This window comes from Flavobacterium suzhouense (assembly GCF_042684765.1).
Taxonomy (GTDB): Bacteria; Bacteroidota; Bacteroidia; order Flavobacteriales; family Flavobacteriaceae; genus Flavobacterium; species Flavobacterium suzhouense.
Genome location: NZ_JBHUMD010000006.1, coordinates 47904 through 66643, shown reverse-complemented (window position 1 = coordinate 66643; position 18740 = coordinate 47904). Strand labels below are relative to the sequence as shown.

General features: G+C 38.6%; 11 protein-coding genes. 2 read left to right on the top strand and 9 right to left on the bottom strand.

Annotated elements, in window-relative coordinates; genetic code table 11:
• Positions 1–30: 30 nt before the first annotated feature.
• The 6 genes from ACFSR3_RS05065 to ACFSR3_RS05040 all read right to left on the bottom strand — a co-directional run bounded on the left by ACFSR3_RS05065 (position 31) and on the right by ACFSR3_RS05040 (position 7102).
• Positions 31–1683, bottom strand: coding sequence for an OstA-like protein (locus ACFSR3_RS05065; RefSeq protein WP_379820002.1), 1653 nt, complete (start codon positions 1681–1683; stop codon positions 31–33).
• Positions 1684–1786: 103 nt separating this feature from the next.
• Positions 1787–3058, bottom strand: coding sequence for an adenylosuccinate synthase (locus ACFSR3_RS05060; protein WP_379820001.1), 1272 nt, complete (start codon positions 3056–3058; stop codon positions 1787–1789).
• Between the two features lie 108 nt (positions 3059–3166).
• Positions 3167–3655 carry a Fur family transcriptional regulator gene (locus tag ACFSR3_RS05055; RefSeq protein ID WP_379820000.1) on the bottom strand — a complete coding sequence of 163 codons (489 nt, stop codon included), beginning with the start codon at positions 3653–3655 and terminating at the stop codon, positions 3167–3169.
• Positions 3656–3713: 58 nt separating this feature from the next.
• The gene (locus ACFSR3_RS05050) at positions 3714–5936 is read right to left on the bottom strand and encodes a RelA/SpoT family protein (RefSeq protein ID WP_379819999.1); all 2223 of its coding nucleotides are present in this window, start codon (positions 5934–5936) and stop codon (positions 3714–3716) included.
• Positions 5937–6035: 99 nt separating this feature from the next.
• Positions 6036–6584 carry a cupin domain-containing protein gene (locus tag ACFSR3_RS05045; protein WP_379819998.1) on the bottom strand — a complete coding sequence of 183 codons (549 nt, stop codon included), beginning with the start codon at positions 6582–6584 and terminating at the stop codon, positions 6036–6038.
• Positions 6584–7102, bottom strand: a complete 519-nt coding sequence (locus ACFSR3_RS05040; RefSeq protein ID WP_379819997.1) for a hypothetical protein — start codon at positions 7100–7102, stop codon at positions 6584–6586. Before ACFSR3_RS05040 ends, ACFSR3_RS05045 begins: the two co-directional genes overlap by 1 nt.
• A gap of 185 nt (positions 7103–7287) precedes the next feature.
• On the opposite strand from ACFSR3_RS05040, the gene ACFSR3_RS05035 reads away from it, so the two are divergent.
• Both ACFSR3_RS05035 and ACFSR3_RS05030 read left to right on the top strand, forming a co-directional pair.
• On the top strand, positions 7288–8925 hold the full coding sequence (locus tag ACFSR3_RS05035; RefSeq protein WP_379819996.1) for a tetratricopeptide repeat protein: 1638 nt from the start codon (positions 7288–7290) through the stop codon (positions 8923–8925).
• Positions 8926–9164: 239 nt separating this feature from the next.
• Positions 9165–14702, top strand: a complete 5538-nt coding sequence (locus ACFSR3_RS05030) for a choice-of-anchor J domain-containing protein (RefSeq protein ID WP_379819995.1) — start codon at positions 9165–9167, stop codon at positions 14700–14702.
• Between the two features lie 111 nt (positions 14703–14813).
• Here ACFSR3_RS05030 and ACFSR3_RS05025 read toward each other — a convergent pair whose 3' ends face one another.
• Genes ACFSR3_RS05025 through ACFSR3_RS05015 form a run of 3 tightly spaced genes read right to left on the bottom strand, consistent with a single transcriptional unit; the run spans position 14814 to position 18725 of the window.
• The gene (locus tag ACFSR3_RS05025) at positions 14814–16874 is read right to left on the bottom strand and encodes a M48 family metalloprotease (RefSeq protein WP_379819994.1); all 2061 of its coding nucleotides are present in this window, start codon (positions 16872–16874) and stop codon (positions 14814–14816) included.
• A gap of 10 nt (positions 16875–16884) precedes the next feature.
• On the bottom strand, positions 16885–17673 hold the full coding sequence (locus ACFSR3_RS05020; RefSeq protein ID WP_379819993.1) for a TrmH family RNA methyltransferase: 789 nt from the start codon (positions 17671–17673) through the stop codon (positions 16885–16887).
• A gap of 38 nt (positions 17674–17711) precedes the next feature.
• Entirely contained in the window at positions 17712–18725 is a 1014-nt protein-coding gene (locus tag ACFSR3_RS05015; protein ID WP_379819992.1) for a hypothetical protein, read from the bottom strand.
• Between the last annotated feature and the right edge of the window lie 15 nt (positions 18726–18740).

Here is an 18740-nt window from a genome sequence, read left to right as displayed (position 1 = left end):
AGAACTGAAAACTTCGACTGCAAATGAAAACTAAGGATTTTCAGGTTTTGGCTTTGGTTGCGGATTGTTCTTGTCGTACTCCAGTGTTTTCTTAAGAGGATCCATAGGTTTATCTTCCACTTTTTTATCGGCATCACTTTTCTTAACGATCTTATCATGCAGGTCTTTTTCTTCCTGCGGGAAAATATCATCCTTAGAGAGTATCATCTCGTCGCCCCGCCATACAAACCCTCTGAATTTCCGCACATTCTCAGGGAATTCTGAATCAGGATAAACTTCACTTTCAGTCTTTTTGAAAAGTGTCGCAGTTGTTATTTTGTTGTCTACTATCTCGAGGTGTATGCTGCTGCCTTTCCCTTTATCAATACCGAAAAGTTCAGTCTTGTCATACATGTATACAATCTTTTCGGCATTACCTATCAGGTCAACTTCGTAGAGTTTATTATCCCGGAATTTTCCATAGAGGTTTTTACCCTTAACCTGATTGTATCCCGTTCCTATGGTGTCTTTTTGTATTATGAATGCATTGCCAAGGACCTTCAGCGAGTCTATTTGTTCGGTTTTGCTATTCGAAATAATATGAATTATATCGCCGGTAAGCTGGCTGTCGCCATTCCAGATAACCGGTCTTTTTATCATTTGTGTTAATCCTTTCTTCTCATCCGAATGTATGGAGTCGCATTTTCCACTCATGTCCAATTTGTAAAAGCGGGCATTATTATAGCCTCTGATAATGCGTTCTCCGGGCTTTCCGGTAACAATCATCAGCTTAGCGTGGGTGTACAAAGTGTCTTTCTCTACAAGGGTTTTGGCAACTGCATGTTTGGTCATAACAATAGAATCGCCTTGCGGTTTTCTGTATATTTCGCCAAAATGCCCCTCCATTATATATTTGTTTATGGTATCAGTAATCCTGACATTATTGGTGCCCGATGAATAATTCTTCGGCTTGTTATAATAAAGCTTATCGCCTTTAATTACCCGCGTACCATATCTTATGTAGGAATTGGTAAGCAGTTCAGCTTCGTTTTTCTTGGTGTCGTAAAACCCTTTTTCAGTATAAATAAAATCTTCTTTACTGGTAATGGTCGATGGTCCGAATACATATGAATGTCCTGAATTAGTGTAATAATCAAGATGGTTTGATTTTAATACATATTTAGGATTGGTAAGTACTACGGCTGTCCTGAATTCATATTTTTTCTGTCCAACAATATAGCGTCCTGATTTGCTTTTTAGTGTATTTTCTCCATTTACAATCGTTCCGTAAGAGTTGTAGTAAGCCTGCTGGATAGTTCTGTCAAAATTAATGGTATCGGTAGTAAGTCGCATATCCGGCGAGCGCATAACAACATCTCCTGTTGCGTAAGCAAACTTTTTATTACCGTTATATTCAGCATAACGCCCATCCATGAATAGGGTGTCACCCTGATTCATCTTTACATTTCCAAAAAGCTTTATGTAGTTTTCTTTTGTGAAGTGATAGGCTTTATTGCAGGTCATCCTGATTCCGTCGTGAAGCACCCTCACGTTCCCTGAAAGCACTACGGCACCGGGAATTTCAGTCTGGTTCATTTCACTGAAATCAACGTGTTCTATAATAATTTGCTTAGTGTTCTGGGCAGTAAGCGAAGTGCCACAGAAAGCGATAAAAGCAATGAATAAAAAAAGAAGCTTTTTCAAGTTTTAATAATTTGGAACAAATTTACATAAAAACAACAAGAATAGGAGTGTGGAGTTTTTATTGTGTGGATAAAAAAAGCCGCTCTTTCAAGCGGCTTCTGTATTATTTCATTATTGTCTGAGTTCTGTCCGGACCTACAGATATAACTTTAATAGGCACTTCAAGTTCTTTTTCAATAAACTCGATGTATTCTTTAAGTTCAGCAGGAAGCTGCTCATAAGTAGTCATCCCTGTAAGGTCAGCAGCCCATCCTTTTTTATCAACAAAGATCGGCTCAACATTTTCAGGCTCGATGTTGTATGGAAGGTGGTCAATTTCCTGTCCTTTATATTTGTAGGCAGTACATACTTTTAGAGTGTCGAAACCTGAAAGTACGTCACCTTTCATCATGTAAAGGGCAGTTACACCATTTACCTGAACCGCATATTTAAGCGCTACAAGGTCTAACCAACCACAACGTCTTGCACGTCCTGTAACCGAACCGAATTCGTTACCAACGCGTGCCATAGTAGCACCATCTTCGTCAAATAGTTCAGTAGGGAATGGTCCGCTACCTACACGTGTAGTATATGCTTTAAAAATTCCGAATACATCTTTAACTCTGTTTGGTGCAATACCAAGACCTGTACATGCTCCTGCAGCAGTAGTGTTAGAAGATGTAACGAATGGATAAGTTCCGAAATCAATATCAAGAAGCGATCCCTGAGCACCTTCAGCAAGGATTGTTTTTCCTTCCTTCATAGCTTTGTTCAGGTACTCTTCACTATCAATGAAAGTAAGTTTCTTAAGTTCTTTAACCGCAGCAAAGAATTCAGCCTCGAGCTCAGCAAGATCGTATTGAAGGTCTACATTGTAGAAATCGATCATTGCCTGGTGTTTGTCTGCAAGATGGCGGTAAAGCTCTTCAAAGTTGTCAAGCTCAATATCACCTACACGAAGACCGTTTCTTCCGGTTTTGTCCATATAAGTAGGGCCAATACCTTTAAGCGTAGAACCAATCTTTGCTTTTCCTTTAGAAGCTTCAGAAGCAGCATCTAAAAGGCGGTGAGTAGGAAGAATGAGGTGTGCTTTTCTTGAAATAAGAAGGCGTGACTGTATATCGATATTGAATTTTTCAAGTCCTTCTATCTCTTTCTGGAAAACAACAGGATCCATAACCACACCGTTTCCTATGATATTAACAGAGTTTTTATGGAATATACCTGATGGTATAGTTCTTAAAACGTGTTTGATACCGTCAAACTCAAGCGTGTGTCCGGCATTTGGTCCACCCTGAAAACGGGCAATAATATCATATTTTGATGTGAGTACGTCAACGATCTTTCCTTTACCTTCGTCGCCCCACTGTAATCCAAGCAGCAAATCTACGGTCATTCCTTTAATTTGTTTGTTATATTGAAATAATTGTTTTTCGGATAATTACTAAAAATAAAAACCAATCCTTTTCAGGGTTGGTTTATCGTTTTCTAAACGAGCCCTTTATTAGTGTTCTGCAACAGGTTGTTCAGTAACAGGTTTTTCCTGTTCCGTTGCAGATTGTTTTTTATGGCCGTAAAGGTATAAAGAATGGTTATGAATTTCAATACCAAAAATCTCTTCTATCGTTTTTTTGATAGATTGTATCCTTGGGTCGCAAAACTCTATAACTTCTCCTGTGTCAGTCATAATGATATGGTCATGCTGCTTGTCAAAATACGATTTCTCGTAATGGCTCTGGTTTTGTCCAAACTGGTGTCTTCTTACCAACCCGCATTCTAAAAGCAACTCTATCGTGTTGTAAAGCGTGGCACGGCTCACACGGTAGTTCTTGTTTTTCATCTTTATGTACAGCGATTCAATGTCAAAATGCTCTTTGCTGTCATAAATTTCCTGAAGTATAGCATAGCGCTCAGGAGTTTTCCTGTGGCCTTTGTCTTCTAGGAACTTAGTAAAAACATTTTTTACAATGTCCTGGTTTTTATTATCTTCCATGGTATTTGTATCGATGGTGCAAAGATAATCTAAATTTCGTTAAGTGAAAGCATTAAGCTTAATTGTTATTTATCCTCGTTACTTTATCTATGCCATCTATTTTTTTAATGTTGTCTATAAGTTTTTTAAGTATGGTATTGTTCTGTACTACGACTGTAACCTGCCCGTTAAATATCCCTGCATTTCCGCTAAGTGATATACTCTGGATGTTTACGTGCATATTGTTGGATATTACTTTGGTAAGTTCGTTGGTAAGCCCCAGGGTGTCCATACCTGTAATTTTAAGTGTTGCCTTAAATTCTTCCTGTGACGAATCGATCCATTTGGCAGGCATAATGCGGTATGCATAATTACTCTGTAGCCTGATGGCGTTCGGACAGTCTTTTTTGTGGACTTTAATACCTTCATTTATGGTAATAAATCCAAATACATCATCTCCCGGAATGGGGTTACAGCAGTTGGATAGCTTATAGTCCAGTTTATCGTCATTTTTACCGAAAACCAACAGGTCGTAATTACGGCTGATCTCTTCTTTTTGTATCTGTTCCTGAGGTACGCTTGGCGAACGTTTGATCTTGCTTTTAAAGAAGTTCATGAACGTATTGCTCTTCAGGGCTGCATAATCCTTAAGCTGCTGGTTGTCTATGGTTCCAACGCCTACACGATAAAACAGGTCAAGGCTGGTTTTTAGCTTAAAGTAGTTTACTAGCTCATTAACAACATTTTCGCTAAGTGTAATTTTTAAATGACGCAGCTTACGGGTAAGGAGTTCTTTACCGTCTTCGGCAATTTTTTTGGTACTTTCATTAAGTACATTCTTAATCTTATTTTTAGCGCGGGCCGTTGTTACATAGTCCAGCCAGTGCGGATTAGGCTTTTGGTTGGGCGAGGTAATAACTTCCACCTGGTCACCGCTGTTAAGTACATGGTTTAACGGAACCAGTTTGCCATTTACGCGTGTGCCTCTTGTTTTTACACCAATCTCAGAGTGAATGCTAAAGGCAAAATCCAGAGAGGTGGCTCCTTTTGGCAGCGATTTGATCTCTCCCTTAGGGGTAAATACATAAATTTCTTTGGCATAAAGATTCAGCTTAAAGTCCTCTACAAAGTCTACTGCATTGCCCGATGTGTTTTCGAGAGCTTCTTTAAGCAGGTTTAGCCAGGTTTCAAGTCCGTGTTCTTCTGTTGCGCCACCCTGTTTGTATTTGTAGTGTGCTGCATAACCTTTTTCGGCTACTTCGTCCATACGCTCACTGCGTACCTGAACTTCAACCCAACGCCCTTTGGGTCCCATAACTGTAATGTGCAGGGCCTCATATCCGGTTGATTTAGGTGACGATATCCAGTCTCTTAGCCTGCTGGGGCTGGGGCGGTAGTGGTCGGTTACGATAGAGTATATTTTCCAGGCTATGAATTTCTCATCATGCTGGTTTGATCTATAGATGATTCGTAGTGCAAATTTGTCGTACACTTCATCGAAAGTTACCCCTTGCGCCAGCATTTTCCTGCGTATGGAATATATCGACTTCGGGCGGCCTTTTATGGTATATTCAATCCCTTCAGCGTCAAGGGAAGCTTTTAATACGTCTGATATCGATTTGATATAAGCGTCCTGTTCTTCCTTGGTTTCCTTCATCTTGCTTACAATATCATTGTAAACTGAAGGTTCGGTATATTTTAAGCCAAGGTCTTCCAGTTGCGATTTTATGTTATATAAGCCTAAACGATGTGCTAACGGAGCGTATATATATAGCGTTTCAGAGGCAATCTTAGCCTGTTTGTAATCGGCCATAGACTCCATTGTCTGCATATTGTGCAGCCTGTCGGCGATTTTGATGAGGATAACCCTTACATCGTCGTTCAGGGTAAGGAGCATTTTGCGGAAGTTTTCCGCCTGCATCGATATTTCCTGATCGGTCTTAACCTGTGCTATTTTGGTAAGACCGTCAACAATCTGCGCTATTTTAGGATTGAACATACGCTCAATATCCGCGACAGTAATATCGGTGTCTTCTACTACATCGTGCAGTAAGGCAGAGGCAATAGAAGTTGCACCCAAACCAATTTCCGATGCTACGATTTTAGCTACGGCAATAGGGTGGAAGATGTAGGCTTCGCCCGATTTTCTTCGTTGTTCTTTATGGGCATCCACAGCAACGTCAAAAGCTTTTCGGATTAGCTTTTTGTCATCTTCGGTAAGCGTTTGGTAGCTGATGCGGAGTAACTCCTTGTATTCTTTGGCAATAGCCTTATTTTCCTGTTCTATATCGATCTCTATCATAGTCCTATAACAATAGCCTTAAAATTAGTGATAATTTTTATCAAAAACAAAGGTGGCTATCGAATTATTCTATTGTTATATAATTATAAAGACATGAAATTATCTGCAATACCGTTCGAGCAGTTTGTTTTCTGTTCCTGTTTTCTTTGCAAGCCAGTAGGCAAGTTTGGCTAAGGGACTGAATACGTGAAAATAAAGGTTTTTAAGATGGGTGTCACCCCAATAAAGTAATGTTGCACCATAAAGAGGATTTTTAGGAATCATTTTTTTAGTGGTTTTAACATCGTTAACCAGTCCGAAAAGACCTTTAATGAAGTTTTCAAATCCCGGCTGTCCGCTTCTCAATATTATTTTAAAGACAATAGGCTCATCGCAGTCATTAAAAAAGCGATGTTCAACACCTATTGGAACCAACCGACTTTCTCCGGGGTTTAAATATACAATGTCCTTATTGTACAAGAGTCCCAGTTTGCCCTTTACAGCGATAAACTCTTCTGTAAATTGGGTGTGGTAATGTGGAGGGTTTCCACCTCCCGGCATAAGATTAACTTCTAAAAGCGAATATTCTCCAAGTGTGTCTGCAGATGACCGGAGTATTTTGGTATACTCGCCGTTTAACGGATTATAATATGTCTTTACATCATCCATTAACAATCAAAAACACATTCAATAGAAGTAAGTTTTCCGGCAGTAAAGTGAAATTGCCATTCGCCTTCGTCAGTTTTATTATCGAGTGTAATGATAATATAAGTTCCTATATTTTTTAATTGCTTAGTAGTTCTGTTTGTAGAAGCTGCATCTATAAATTTAAACAAGTCCTGCGGAGTGGTATTCCAGTCTAATCTTACATCTTTATAAGTAAAATAATAACCTGCTTTTTTATCAAGGAATAGTCGGCGGAAATTCAGTACGCCATTGTCAAGTTCATATTTAGTGGTTCTGAAATAGTAAAGTTTAATATCTAATTCAGGGTCGTTGTTACAAACTTCGTCAGGATAAGGGGTAATTATTGTTCCGATACCTTTTACTGCTTTCTCAAAATCGCGTTTTAATATCGTCAGTTCCAGTTTGCCGTTTATTTTGGCATCATCCCAGTTTAGGGTCTGAAGTTGTTGGGCATTCACCGAAAATGTTATCAGTGTAAATAAAGAAATAATAAGTTTCATAACGTCAGTTTTTGGCACAATCCAATAAAGCGGTTTACCAATGCAAACCTACAAATTATTGATTAACGCTACAATGTATGTTTAGTCGTTTAGGCAAGGTTTTCTGCGGATGTACATAAGTTTACTTTTAAAAGGTTTATTAGTATATTTGAATCTAACTTTCAATTACAGACTTCCTATCCCAAATGCATTTATTAAAAAACTGTAAAATAGTCCTTCTTATTCTTTTCATATCGCTAAGTGCGTTGTCTTTAAATGCGCAGACTGTGGCACAATGCGATTCGCTCTTAAAAGTAGGGCAGCAGGCTACACGGGATAAGGATTATGTAAAATCGCTAGAGGTTTTGGCTACGGCACGTTCTATGGCGGAAAAAAACCGTTGGAAGAAACAGTTGTTTCATGCGATAAATTATACAGGGCATAATTATATTGCAATGATGGATTATGGTGAGGCGCTAAATTATTGCCTTGAAGCATATAATCTTGCCGTAAAGGAGCTGGATCCGGAGTTTGAGATGATTGCGCTTAATAATATTGCGATACTATATACTGCTGATAAAAATTATGAAAAGGCAAGAGACTATTACAGAAAAGTATATGATGCTGCTAAACAGGGAAAATTTAAAAGCCTTGGTATTTATCTGATAAACCTTGCTAATGTTGAAAATATACTTGAAAATCCGGTTCAGGCCCGTAACTATATTACGGAAGCTATGCCTAACCTCAAGCAGTATTGGCCAAGGTCTGTGGTTGCAGCAGAAATGATTCTTGCAGAAGCTGATTTGCTTGAGGGTAAAACTGCTGTTGCCAGAGAAGAGGCTTTACAATTATTGAAGAATACAAAAGATGTTGCTTATAACGATATTGCAATACCTCTTAATGAGATAATAGTTAAAAGTTATTTTAAGGAAGGCCACTATGACGTCGCGGCTCAAAATGCTCTTGGTATTTTAAATAAAAAGCCTGATCTTGAAACAAGAAAGCGAACTTTTGAGCTGCTCGCCGAGATTTATGGTAAGAGTAATGATTTTCGTAATGCTGTTAAATTTAAAGATTCTGTGCTGAGTGCGACTGAAGAACTTAATGAAGTGAAGAACGGAAGGTTGTTTGAAAACAGCAGGGTAAAATTTGAAATGCAGGAATATAAGAACCAACTTGCTTTAAATCAGGAAAAGGAGGTTATAACGCGAAGAATCATTTACTCTCTGCTTGCTTTTTTTATTATTGCGCTAACCGCTACGGTATTTATATTAAGACAAAAGAAACTGATAGCGGAGCGTAATCAGCGTATTACAGCTCTTGAACTGGAAAAAGAAAAGAATGACAACCTGTTGCTTGAAAAACAATTCAGGGAAAATGAAACTAATGCATTACTGGAGCAGGAACGACTTAAAAATGAAATTGAGACCCGTAACAGAAAATTGTCTGCTAAAGCACTTTATCTTTCAGACAGGAATCAGCTTATAGAAGACATTTTGGTTTCACTTTCTAAAAAAACTAAACTGTCTAAAGATACTTCGTTAGCCAACCAAATCAAGACCCTGAAAAGCCAACTTCGAATTGACAACGAATGGGATGATTTTATAACGCATTTCGAAGAGCTGAATCAGGGATTTCTTAATCGTTTAAAAACACTTCATCCAACCCTGACTGCGAATGACATCCGCTTTGTGGCTTACATCTACATGAATCTTAGTGTGAAAGAAATTTCTTCTATTCTTAACATAACAATAGAAGCTTGCAGAAAACGAAAAGAGCGTATTGCGCATAAAATGGAATTACCTGTCAATGTAAATATATTTGATTATATATCAGCTCTATAGGTTGTGGTTGTCGCATTTTTTAGGCTATTTGTCCGACTGTTTCCTAGCCGATTGTTATGCGCATTTTAAATAATGCGTGAATTTTTTGTTAATGTTGTGGTGTGATTCTTCAGGGAATGATTAATAGCTCAAATTATTGAAGCTTTAATCAGATTATTTTCTGTTAGTAATCGGTTCATAAACTTGCCTACATTAATAAACTACTAATTAAACTAACAATCAAAAAAAGGGAAATGTGTATGAAAAAGATTTCATTTTTTTTATTCGTACTGCTATTTTCATTAAGTAGCAATGCACAGCTGGCTCTTGAGAGTTTTGAGAGTTGGGTGCCCGGCCAGGGACCTCCAAACTGGAAAATTCTTCAAAACAACATCGGAACAAATACGCAATGGGCGCAAACCAATGCCGCTAATACAAATACTCCGCCTTATACGGGATTGTATGCGGCGTATCTGAACCCGGAGAACGTTGCTACAGGTATACCTGAAGATTATCTTGTTACACCTCTATTCAATTCACCGGTAAATGGACGTATTGAGTTCTATTCAAGGCTAACAATGGCTTTGGATCAGGGGTCTGTATATAAGGTTAAGATTCTTCCTGAAGGGGCAGATGCCGATAACCTTGCCAGCTATGTTGAGCTGCAGTCGTGGACAGAGCTTGAAATTAATACTGTGCAGCAGCAATACAATAAAGTAGTAGTAGAAATACCTGCTATTTATGAGAATACGGATATTCGTGTTGCTTTTGTAATACTAAGTGATAATGGTGACCGCTGGCTAATTGATGATGTTCAGGTAGTTTCGGAATGTGTTATGCCTGAAAATATTGTTGTAAATAATGTTACACAAACATCAGCAGAAATAACATGGGATAATCCGGGAGGAGCTAATGATTTTGAGATTGAGATTGTTGAAGACGCTCTGGCGCCTACAGGTGTAGGTGTGCCTTATAATGATGTACAACCTTATGTAGTTCAAAACCTTGCACCGGGAACTAAATACAAATTCTATATTAAAGCAATATGTCCGGATGGAGGACATAGCGAATGGACAATTCCGGTGACTTTTTTGACCTTTAAACCGGGTGATAACTGTCAGAATCCTAAAAACATAACTTCACTTCCTTATGCGGGTGCCGATGATACGGCTCTTTATTTTGATTTGATAAATGGCGCTTCAGGAGGCTGTGCACCTACAAGCCAGAAATACCTTAATGGGAATGATGTGTTTTATGCATATACTGCTACGGAAACGGGTGCAATAAGCATTAATTTGTCGGGTATTACAGAAGCTTATACAGGAGTGTTTGTTTATACCTCATGTGCTAATGTTGGTACCGCTTGTTATGCTGGGGCTGTTAATGGCTATGTAACGCCTGCTCCGGATCTTAATATTACTTCTATGAGCGTTACTGCCGGTACTACCTATTATATAGTAGTTTCAACCTGGTTTGCTCAAACTACAGCTTTTACGCTTAGTATACAGCAGGAATACTGTGATAAACCGGAAAACCTTACCGCTACTGCGCCTACCAGCAATAGTATTACGCTGGCATGGGATTCGGCGGCTACATCATGGCAATATGTTATACAACCTGTGGGACAGGGATTGCCTATGGGAGCAGGACAAACTATTGTAAATAATCCAATTACGCCAAGCTACCTTAACCCGTCTACACAATACGAATTTTATGTTCGTGCAGACTGTAATGATGGTACATTTAGTAGTTGGGCAGGACCATTAGTATTCAATACGCAATGTGATGCATTTATAGTTCCTTATTCAGAAGGTTTCGATTCTGGTTCCGGATCTCAATTCTGCTGGTCGGTTCTTGATAATAATGGCGATACTATAGTATGGGATTTAGATTTTACTATGGATAATTATCAGGGTGACCAGTCGGCTAAATTTGACGTTAGCTATTCGATGACCAATGATGATATGCTGATTTCGCCTGCTATATTACTTACAGGTAATGAAAGACTTAAATTCCATTATAAAACCCAGGATAGCGGAGCGGCTGCTTTTAAAGTAATGGCTTCGGTTACAGGGAAAAATCCTGAAGATTTTACAATAGAACTTTCACCGCTAACAAGCTATGCAACCAGTGCGTGGACTGAGAAAGTCATTAATGTTGCTACTATTCCGGCAGGGTCTGTTTACTTTGCATGGTATGTGCCTTCAGGCTTTAATGGAGGTTATGAACTTATGATCGACAATGTAATTGTTGAGGAAATGCCGGCATGTGCTGAACCATCAGATATTGTAGTAAATTCAGTTTCAGATACAGAAGCCCATGTAGCATGGACTGCAGGTAACAACGAAACAGCATGGGAAATCCTTGTTGGAACAGCTTCAGTAATTGGAACTCCTTCTAATACAGTTACAGGAACTCCGGTAAGCAATCCATATTTTGATGCGACATCGCTTCTTCCTGATACACAACAAGCAGTATATGTACGCGCCGTTTGCGGTACAAACAATAAGAGTGTTTGGGAAGGGCCCTACTATTTCCAGACAAAATGTACAGCTTTTGCGATACCTTTCAGTGAAGGATTCAACAGCGATTCTGCTACAGAATCTTGCTGGACTATAGTAAACGGAAACGGTGACTGGTCAATTTGGGCAACCTCAGATATGCCGGCTTATGAAGGTGATGAAGCTGCAAAAATATATACGGGTACAGCCCAAAACAATGACTGGCTAATATCTCCTGCAATAACGCTTACAGGAAATGAAAGACTTAAATATCATTACAGGATAGGTAGCGCTGATGAAGGAAGTACAGGATTTAGGGTAATGCTTTCAACGGGCAGTACAGATCTTGCTGATTTTACGGAAGTGCTTGTTCCTGAAACAATATATACGAATGAAAATTATCTGGTAAAAACTGTTTCTCTTACAACTTATACAGGTCCGGTATATATTGCATGGCATATACCTTCAACAGTAGAGTTTGGTTCTGATCTTATGATTGATAATGTGATAGTAGAGCCTATGCCTACTTGTCCGGAACCACAATTAATAGAGGTAAGCAATATTACTGCTACATCGGCAGAGATAACATGGACACCGGGTAATAATGAAACCCAATGGGAACTTTTTGTAAATGTACAGGGAGAAGATGTTCCTGCAACAGGTATTGTTGTTAATGCTCTTCCTTATACACTTACGGCTTTACCTGACGGTATTCCGCTTACATCGGGTACACTTTATAATCTTGCAGTAAAAGCAGTATGTAGTGGTACTGAATCGAGCGTAATGTCAGACAAGGCTCAGTTTGTTACACTTATAACAAATGATGAATGCTCTGCACCGGTTACAGTTCCGGTTAACACTGGTGTTATTTGTGATGTATATGCTTCCGGTACGCTTAAAGGCGCTACAACATCAACACCTCAGGATAGTCCTTGTGGTGAATGGGTAAGCGTAAACGAGGATGTATGGTTCGAATTTACAGCGACATCAGCTACACATACGGTATCATTCATCGATATTGTTGGACCTCAATTTACTTATATAGTATACCAGGGAGATGACTGTGGTAATCTAACAACAATCAGCTATTGTAATACGGCATCAGCTGAATATAATTCTACTGAATTACTTGAAAACCTTACCGTGGGAGGGAAATACAAGATCAGGATTTTTAATACTGATTTTGAGCCTGTTGAAACTACATTTAAAATATGTGTAAAAGTACCTGTTACCCCAATAGCAGTAAGCACTACGCAGTATACCGTTGAACAGTTAGTGACAGATGTCCTTTTTGAGGGAAGCTGTGCCCAGATTAGCAACATAACATGGTCAACAGGTACAAATTACCCGGATCCTGACAATGTATTCGGCGATAATCCTAATGGTATTGCTTACTTTAATAAAAATGGTTCAGGTTTTCCTTTTGAAGAAGGTTTGGTGTTAACAACAGGAGATGTTACTAAGGTTCCGGGACCTGACTACAGGGCAATGGAGCAGGGGTCTTCTGTTTGGTTAGGTGATACGGATATTGATGCTGTTATGGAAGGTTTCCTTGGTGCGCCGCCATTCCAGCCGTCTACAAACGCTTCTGTAATCGAATTTGACTTTGTACCGTCACTTCCAACATTTAGTCTTGACTTTATGTTTGCATCAGAAGAGTATGGCGATTTTATACAGTGTTACAGCTATGATACATTTGCTATCCTGCTGACAGATGCTAACGGAAACACACAGAATATTGCTGTGATTCCGGGAACATCAATTCCAATTTCGGTATTTAACATCAGTGGAGCAGGTTACCCTAATATTTGTCCAGGTTACAATCTGGAATGGTTTGGACAGTACAATGTTTTTGGTAATCAGGATCTTTCACAAACATCATTTGCAGGGCAAACTGTTGTGATGACAGCTACGGCTAATGTTGAGGTAAATCAGCCTTATCATATTAAAATTGCTATTGCTGAGACAGATAACAACCTTGATTCAGGTGTGTTTATCAAAGCAGGTGTTGAGGTTGGCGCCGGAACTGTTGATCTTGGAGCAGATTTACTTGTGTCTACCAACACTGCGGTTTGCGTAGGGCAGACAGCAACAATTGAATCGGGTCTTGATGATGGAACATTCGATTTTACGTGGAAACGCGATGGTATTGTAATACCAAATGAAACATCGGCTACTCTGGTAGTAAGCGAACCGGGTGAGTATACTCTATCGGCTAATGTTACAGGTTATAGCTGTTTAAGGGAAGATAGCGTGATTGTTGAATTCTATCCGTCAGTCGCAGATCTTACGGCAAATCCGGCAGATATTATTGTATGTGATGTTGACGGCTTTGCTGAATTTGATATTGAATCGAATACTGCTGTAATTCTGGAAGGACTTAATACTGCCGATTATACAGTTACCTATCATGAAACGGCTGAAGCTGCCGAAGCTGATACGGATGCATTAGCAAGCCCATACACAAATACGGTTCAGAATGAACAGATTATTTATGTTAAGATTGCTGATAATGTAACCGACTGTTTTGCAGTGAAAACATTTACGGTAAGAGCTCAGGATCTTACACCGCAATTTACGCTTGAGGGTGATTTTACTGCATGTAGAGCAGAAGATATTACCATAACTGTAAATCCGGACAATTTTGATGTTGAGGATGCTGTATTTGCCTGGACTCTGGATGGAAACACTATCTCAGAAACCACTAGTAGTATCACGGCGACAGTTTTTGGTACTTATGCGGTTACAGTTACAGCAAATGGTTGTGATAATTCAGCAACTGCTGTTGTTGAACAGGATGCTACAGTAATTGATGTTCTGGTTCTTGATGGGTGCGAAAACAATGTTTACTGGATAGAGGCTACAGATGACGAAGGTTCATTTAACCCCGATACTGCGTCTTATGCTTGGACAGGACCGGAAAACTTTACTTCTGCTGAGCGCAGATTCGTAGCTCCTATGCCGGGAATATACGATGTTACTGTTACTACTGCAGAGGGTTGTACAGGCGAAGCTGAATTTATAGTTACAGCTACTATATGTGAGATACCAAAAGGTATATCGCCAAATAATGATGGATTTAATGATGTACTGGACCTTACTTCATTTGGTGTGAAAAAGCTTGTCATCTTTAACCGTTACGGTAAAGAGGTATACAACAAAACAAATTATACCAACGAATGGAAAGGACAGGATTCTAACGGTAATGAACTTACTACAGGTACTTATTTCTACATGATAGAATTAGAACAGGGAGAAAGTAAAACCGGATGGATTTATATCAACAGACAGGAATAGTTTTTAGGTTTAATAACTATATTTTTGAAAGAAAGGCCGCTCATTTATGAGCGGCCTTTCTTATATAGTGAGTTTTGGTTTGCAGATATTGTAAATAAAAGGTAATGAACTTTATATAGTAGTCTCGGTTATCTTACCCGTTTCGGTAAGTGTTGCCAGAAAATCTATGAAGTGTTTTTTATTATTAAAAATAATGCGGTTCAATACTGTGTTATAAGCGTTCATGCAGCCAAATAATAAGCTGATAGCATAATCGTTGTAAGCTTCAGAATGAAAATAGGGAGCAGTGTTATCAAGATATTTAGTGAGAACTTCTTTTGTTTCTTCATCGATAGCATTGCCTTCTGATTGCAGTATGGTGCGAACCTGTTCCCTGAATTCTCTTTCTTTGTGATACACCTTTTCCATTTTCCTTTTTATGACGTCTAGCGGAGTGGTTTCATGGATAAAAGATGCCAGTTCATACATTTCCCTCAGCACAGCTGTATCTTCGTCAAATTTGGTGAATGAAGAAGTGTAAAGGCTGTATTTAGAATTGAATTCTTCCGAAAGGCCTTTGTTTTTGGCAATGTTATAATAATACCCAAGAACAGAAGCTGTATTGTTTCCAATTTGTTTATCCGTTTCAGCAAGTTCAAGTTCAATTTTTTGAAGAAGATTGCTTGCGGATGCTATGGTATGTCTTTCGCCATCATAATCAAAAGATTTTATCTTATAGAGTCCGGCAGCAATATTGTTTAATGTAGTAATATCCTGTTTCATTCCAAGGGAATGGTATATGGTGTCAACGGATTCTCTGCTGAATAGTTGTTCTTCAGATAGTTCAGGAAGCGCCGCGTTTTCATAGTCTATACCACTGATGTCAATATCATCGAAAAAGTTATTGAACTTTTTCGGGAAAGAATTTTTACTGATGGAGTTTTCATATTCCTCTGTAAACTCAACAAGTGTATGTTCGCTTGTTTCGCCCTCATAAGGAACGTTTTGGAATAGTTTTGCAGTTAGGCGTTCCTGTAGGCTTTTCTGATCAGTTAGTAATATGGTTGCAAGACTTACATCTGAATCCGGTTTAGTAATCCCTAATGAATTCAATCGGTTTATACGATCTTTATCGCTAGGGTGTGATGACCATTGATCGCTAAAGCTTATTTTTGATTTATTGAACCTAGTTCTGTTGGCAAGTGTGGCATTAGGCAAGCCATTAATTATATCCAGCTTATATTCTGATGCCCAAAAAAACATGATATGGCGCATTTGAGGAAATATGTCTGAAGGTTTTTTTAAATCCCTAATCTTACCGCCATAAAAGTCTAGTGTACCATTGTAGGAATGAGCTGCAAGATCCATTCTTACTAACGAGGTAACCAGTGATTGAGGTCCTGCAACATTGGCAGCGATCTCATCGGCATGAAATTCCATTTCCCTTGATAAGGCCATGTAATTGATGTTTACAACATTATAAACCTGTTTCAATATCAACTGTATACCGCTTATGATTTTTATACCTATAGCTGTAGCAAAGGAAAAATACCCGCTAATGTTGGCCCAGCTTGTTATCATCGATTCATACGATTGGTTATCGTACAGCATATCGTGTATTATCTGGTTTACATTATGTACATAACTACCTACTTTCATACTTCGCTGTGAAAAGTGTCCAAATTCATGTGCCAGTATACCTTTAAACTCATCTACCGTAACAGCATTCATCAGTCCCACACCTATGTGGAGATTCTTTTTTACGGGAAAGAACATACTCCAGAAACTGGAGTTATAAAATACCGATGCATTTACTTCTGTAGATACATATACTTTTTTAGGGAATTGTGTACCGGTTTCGTTTACGACTTCCTGAATAAGATCAAATAATCTTGGTTCATCGCTTCGTTTAATTTCGGTTAGATGCGACCAATCTGTCTTTTTTTGTGAGAATATAAACTTTACAAGGAAAAACATGATCAGAAATCCGATGCTCGCCAAAGCAAGGGCCAGCATAAAAGTTATACCTGAAGCTTTAAGGCTTACTAAACCTATGCCCAGGTAGCATAAACCAATTGTAAGGCCTATGGTAGCAGCGATAAGTGCCAGGTAAGTGATAATAAAAAGTCCTATTGACAGGACTGCTTTAATGGTGTTTTTTCTAAAATCGGCTGAGATGGCTATATTTTTCATTGTTGGCTGGTTAAAATCCTCTTTGTCTTTTGGCTTCAAAAATAAGTATGGCAGCAGCGACAGATACATTCATTGAATCGATTTCGCCCTGCATTGGGATAATAATATTTTTGGTGGAGGCATCACGCCATTCCTGCGTAAGTCCGGTGGCCTCAGTACCAACAACGAGTGCAGTAGGAGTCGTATAATCCTGTGTGTGGTATTGGGTAGAGTCCTGTAATGTAGCACAGAAGATATTGATGTTTTTAGATTTAAGGTAAGCGATTACTTCGTCAGTGGTACCTATAGCGATCTGGTTAGTAAACAAGCAGCCTACACTGGAACGTACTACATTTGGGTTATACATATCGCTTTTTGGATTAGCAACAATTACCGCATCAAGATTAGCGGCATCAGCAGTACGAAGCAATGCGCCAAGATTACCCGGTTTTTCCGGAGCCTCAGCAACAAGTACCAGCGGATTATCTCCCAGTTTTAAATCAGATAGTTCAAGGCTCTTGCTTTTAGCTATAGCTATAATTCCCTCAGTGGTGTCGCGGTAGGCAAGTTTCTGATAGACTTCACGACTTATTTCAATCATTTCCACATGCCTGCCGGCAAGAGACGCAACAACACTGTCAGTAAGCATATCCGGTAGAAACAAAACAGTCTCTATTTCGTAACCGCCTTTTCGGGCAAGTTGGATCTCACGTTGGCCTTCAATCAAAAAAGTACCGCTTTGACGACGTGCCTTTGCTTTTTCCTGTAGTTGAACCAATGATTTTATAAAGGGATTCTGAGCGCTTGTAATTTGTTTCATAAGTAAGTGTTGCAGAGAGCAAAGGTAATTAACAATGATTACTTAGAAAACTTTGCTGTTAATTGTTGTTTTATTTCCAGAAAACTTCGGTTGTTAAGAGGAAATTCTAGAATTACATGGGCAAGGCTCAATACAAAAAGCCATTTAAGCCCTAGCATATAATCTTTTGCATATAATACTATTGAGATAATCCAGATTAGTACTATAAGTATCATGTTAATCCTTTTAGTATTATGCCATTGTATGACAGATGTTTTTGAGAACCAGTTGAAGTAATGGTAGGTATATGCGAAAGCAATAAAGCGCATTACTTTAATGCCGGTACCCGAAAAAAATATCTCCATATCTCTTTCGCTTATTCCTGCAGGTGCCCAAATGGCAATTTTGGCATTATCTACCTGCATAAAACTGAATAAACGAACAAGTACTTCATTTATAGGCCTAAAAATTCCGTACATATTATATACTTCTGCATCTACATGAGTGAGTCCGGTGCGGGGTGATGCAAAAAGTGTTATTAAGGCACATATCACAAATACAACTGTTGATACTATACCCAGCTTACTTTTAGATTTTAACGAACCTAAAATTATAAAAGCACCTGTAAAAATAAATACATGTATTAAGGACGGCAATAGAATAGTAAATGCAGTTTTAAAACTGTCATTAAAAAAATAGAAAAATACACTTCCTACAGCGAGCAGGACCAGCGTAAGAAGTATTTTTTTTATGTAATTGTTATAAATAACCATACTAAAGGCCGCTGCAAAAGCAAAAAAGTAAAAGAAACTTATATAATTCTTATAAGTCGTATGGGTAAATACTAGCAGGCTTATTATTGCTATTAGAACTAAAAGTAACATATAGTCGTACTTTTGAGTAGTAAAATAGTTCTTTTTATGTAGCCAGTTAATCTCGGTAAGGTAATGTAGCGGACCCAAAAAAGCATATACAAACAGGAAAAGCTCAAATGGCAGAAGCATTGCAGGTATGAGTGCAAGAAACATTAAGCCTATATTTATAGCATCTATATTTATTTTTTTTGCACTCATGGTCTTTTTATCATT

Bases quoted from the DNA above. Each gene is read 5' to 3' on its own strand.
- ACFSR3_RS05060 (WP_379820001.1), bottom strand. From the start codon at position 3,058: ATGACCGTAGATTTGCTGCTTGGATTACAGTGGGGCGACGAAGGTAAA.
- ACFSR3_RS05040 (WP_379819997.1), bottom strand. From the start codon at position 7,102: ATGAAACTTATTATTTCTTTATTTACACTGATAACATTTTCGGTGAAT.
- ACFSR3_RS05055 (WP_379820000.1), bottom strand. From the start codon at position 3,655: ATGGAAGATAATAAAAACCAGGACATTGTAAAAAATGTTTTTACTAAG.
- ACFSR3_RS05045 (WP_379819998.1), bottom strand. From the start codon at position 6,584: ATGGATGATGTAAAGACATATTATAATCCGTTAAACGGCGAGTATACC.
- ACFSR3_RS05030 (WP_379819995.1), top strand. From the start codon at position 9,165: ATGAAAAAGATTTCATTTTTTTTATTCGTACTGCTATTTTCATTAAGT.
- ACFSR3_RS05020 (WP_379819993.1), bottom strand. From the start codon at position 17,673: ATGAAACAAATTACAAGCGCTCAGAATCCCTTTATAAAATCATTGGTT.
- ACFSR3_RS05025 (WP_379819994.1), bottom strand. From the start codon at position 16,874: ATGAAAAATATAGCCATCTCAGCCGATTTTAGAAAAAACACCATTAAA.
- ACFSR3_RS05050 (WP_379819999.1), bottom strand. From the start codon at position 5,936: ATGATAGAGATCGATATAGAACAGGAAAATAAGGCTATTGCCAAAGAA.
- ACFSR3_RS05015 (WP_379819992.1), bottom strand. From the start codon at position 18,725: ATGAGTGCAAAAAAAATAAATATAGATGCTATAAATATAGGCTTAATG.
- ACFSR3_RS05035 (WP_379819996.1), top strand. From the start codon at position 7,288: ATGCATTTATTAAAAAACTGTAAAATAGTCCTTCTTATTCTTTTCATA.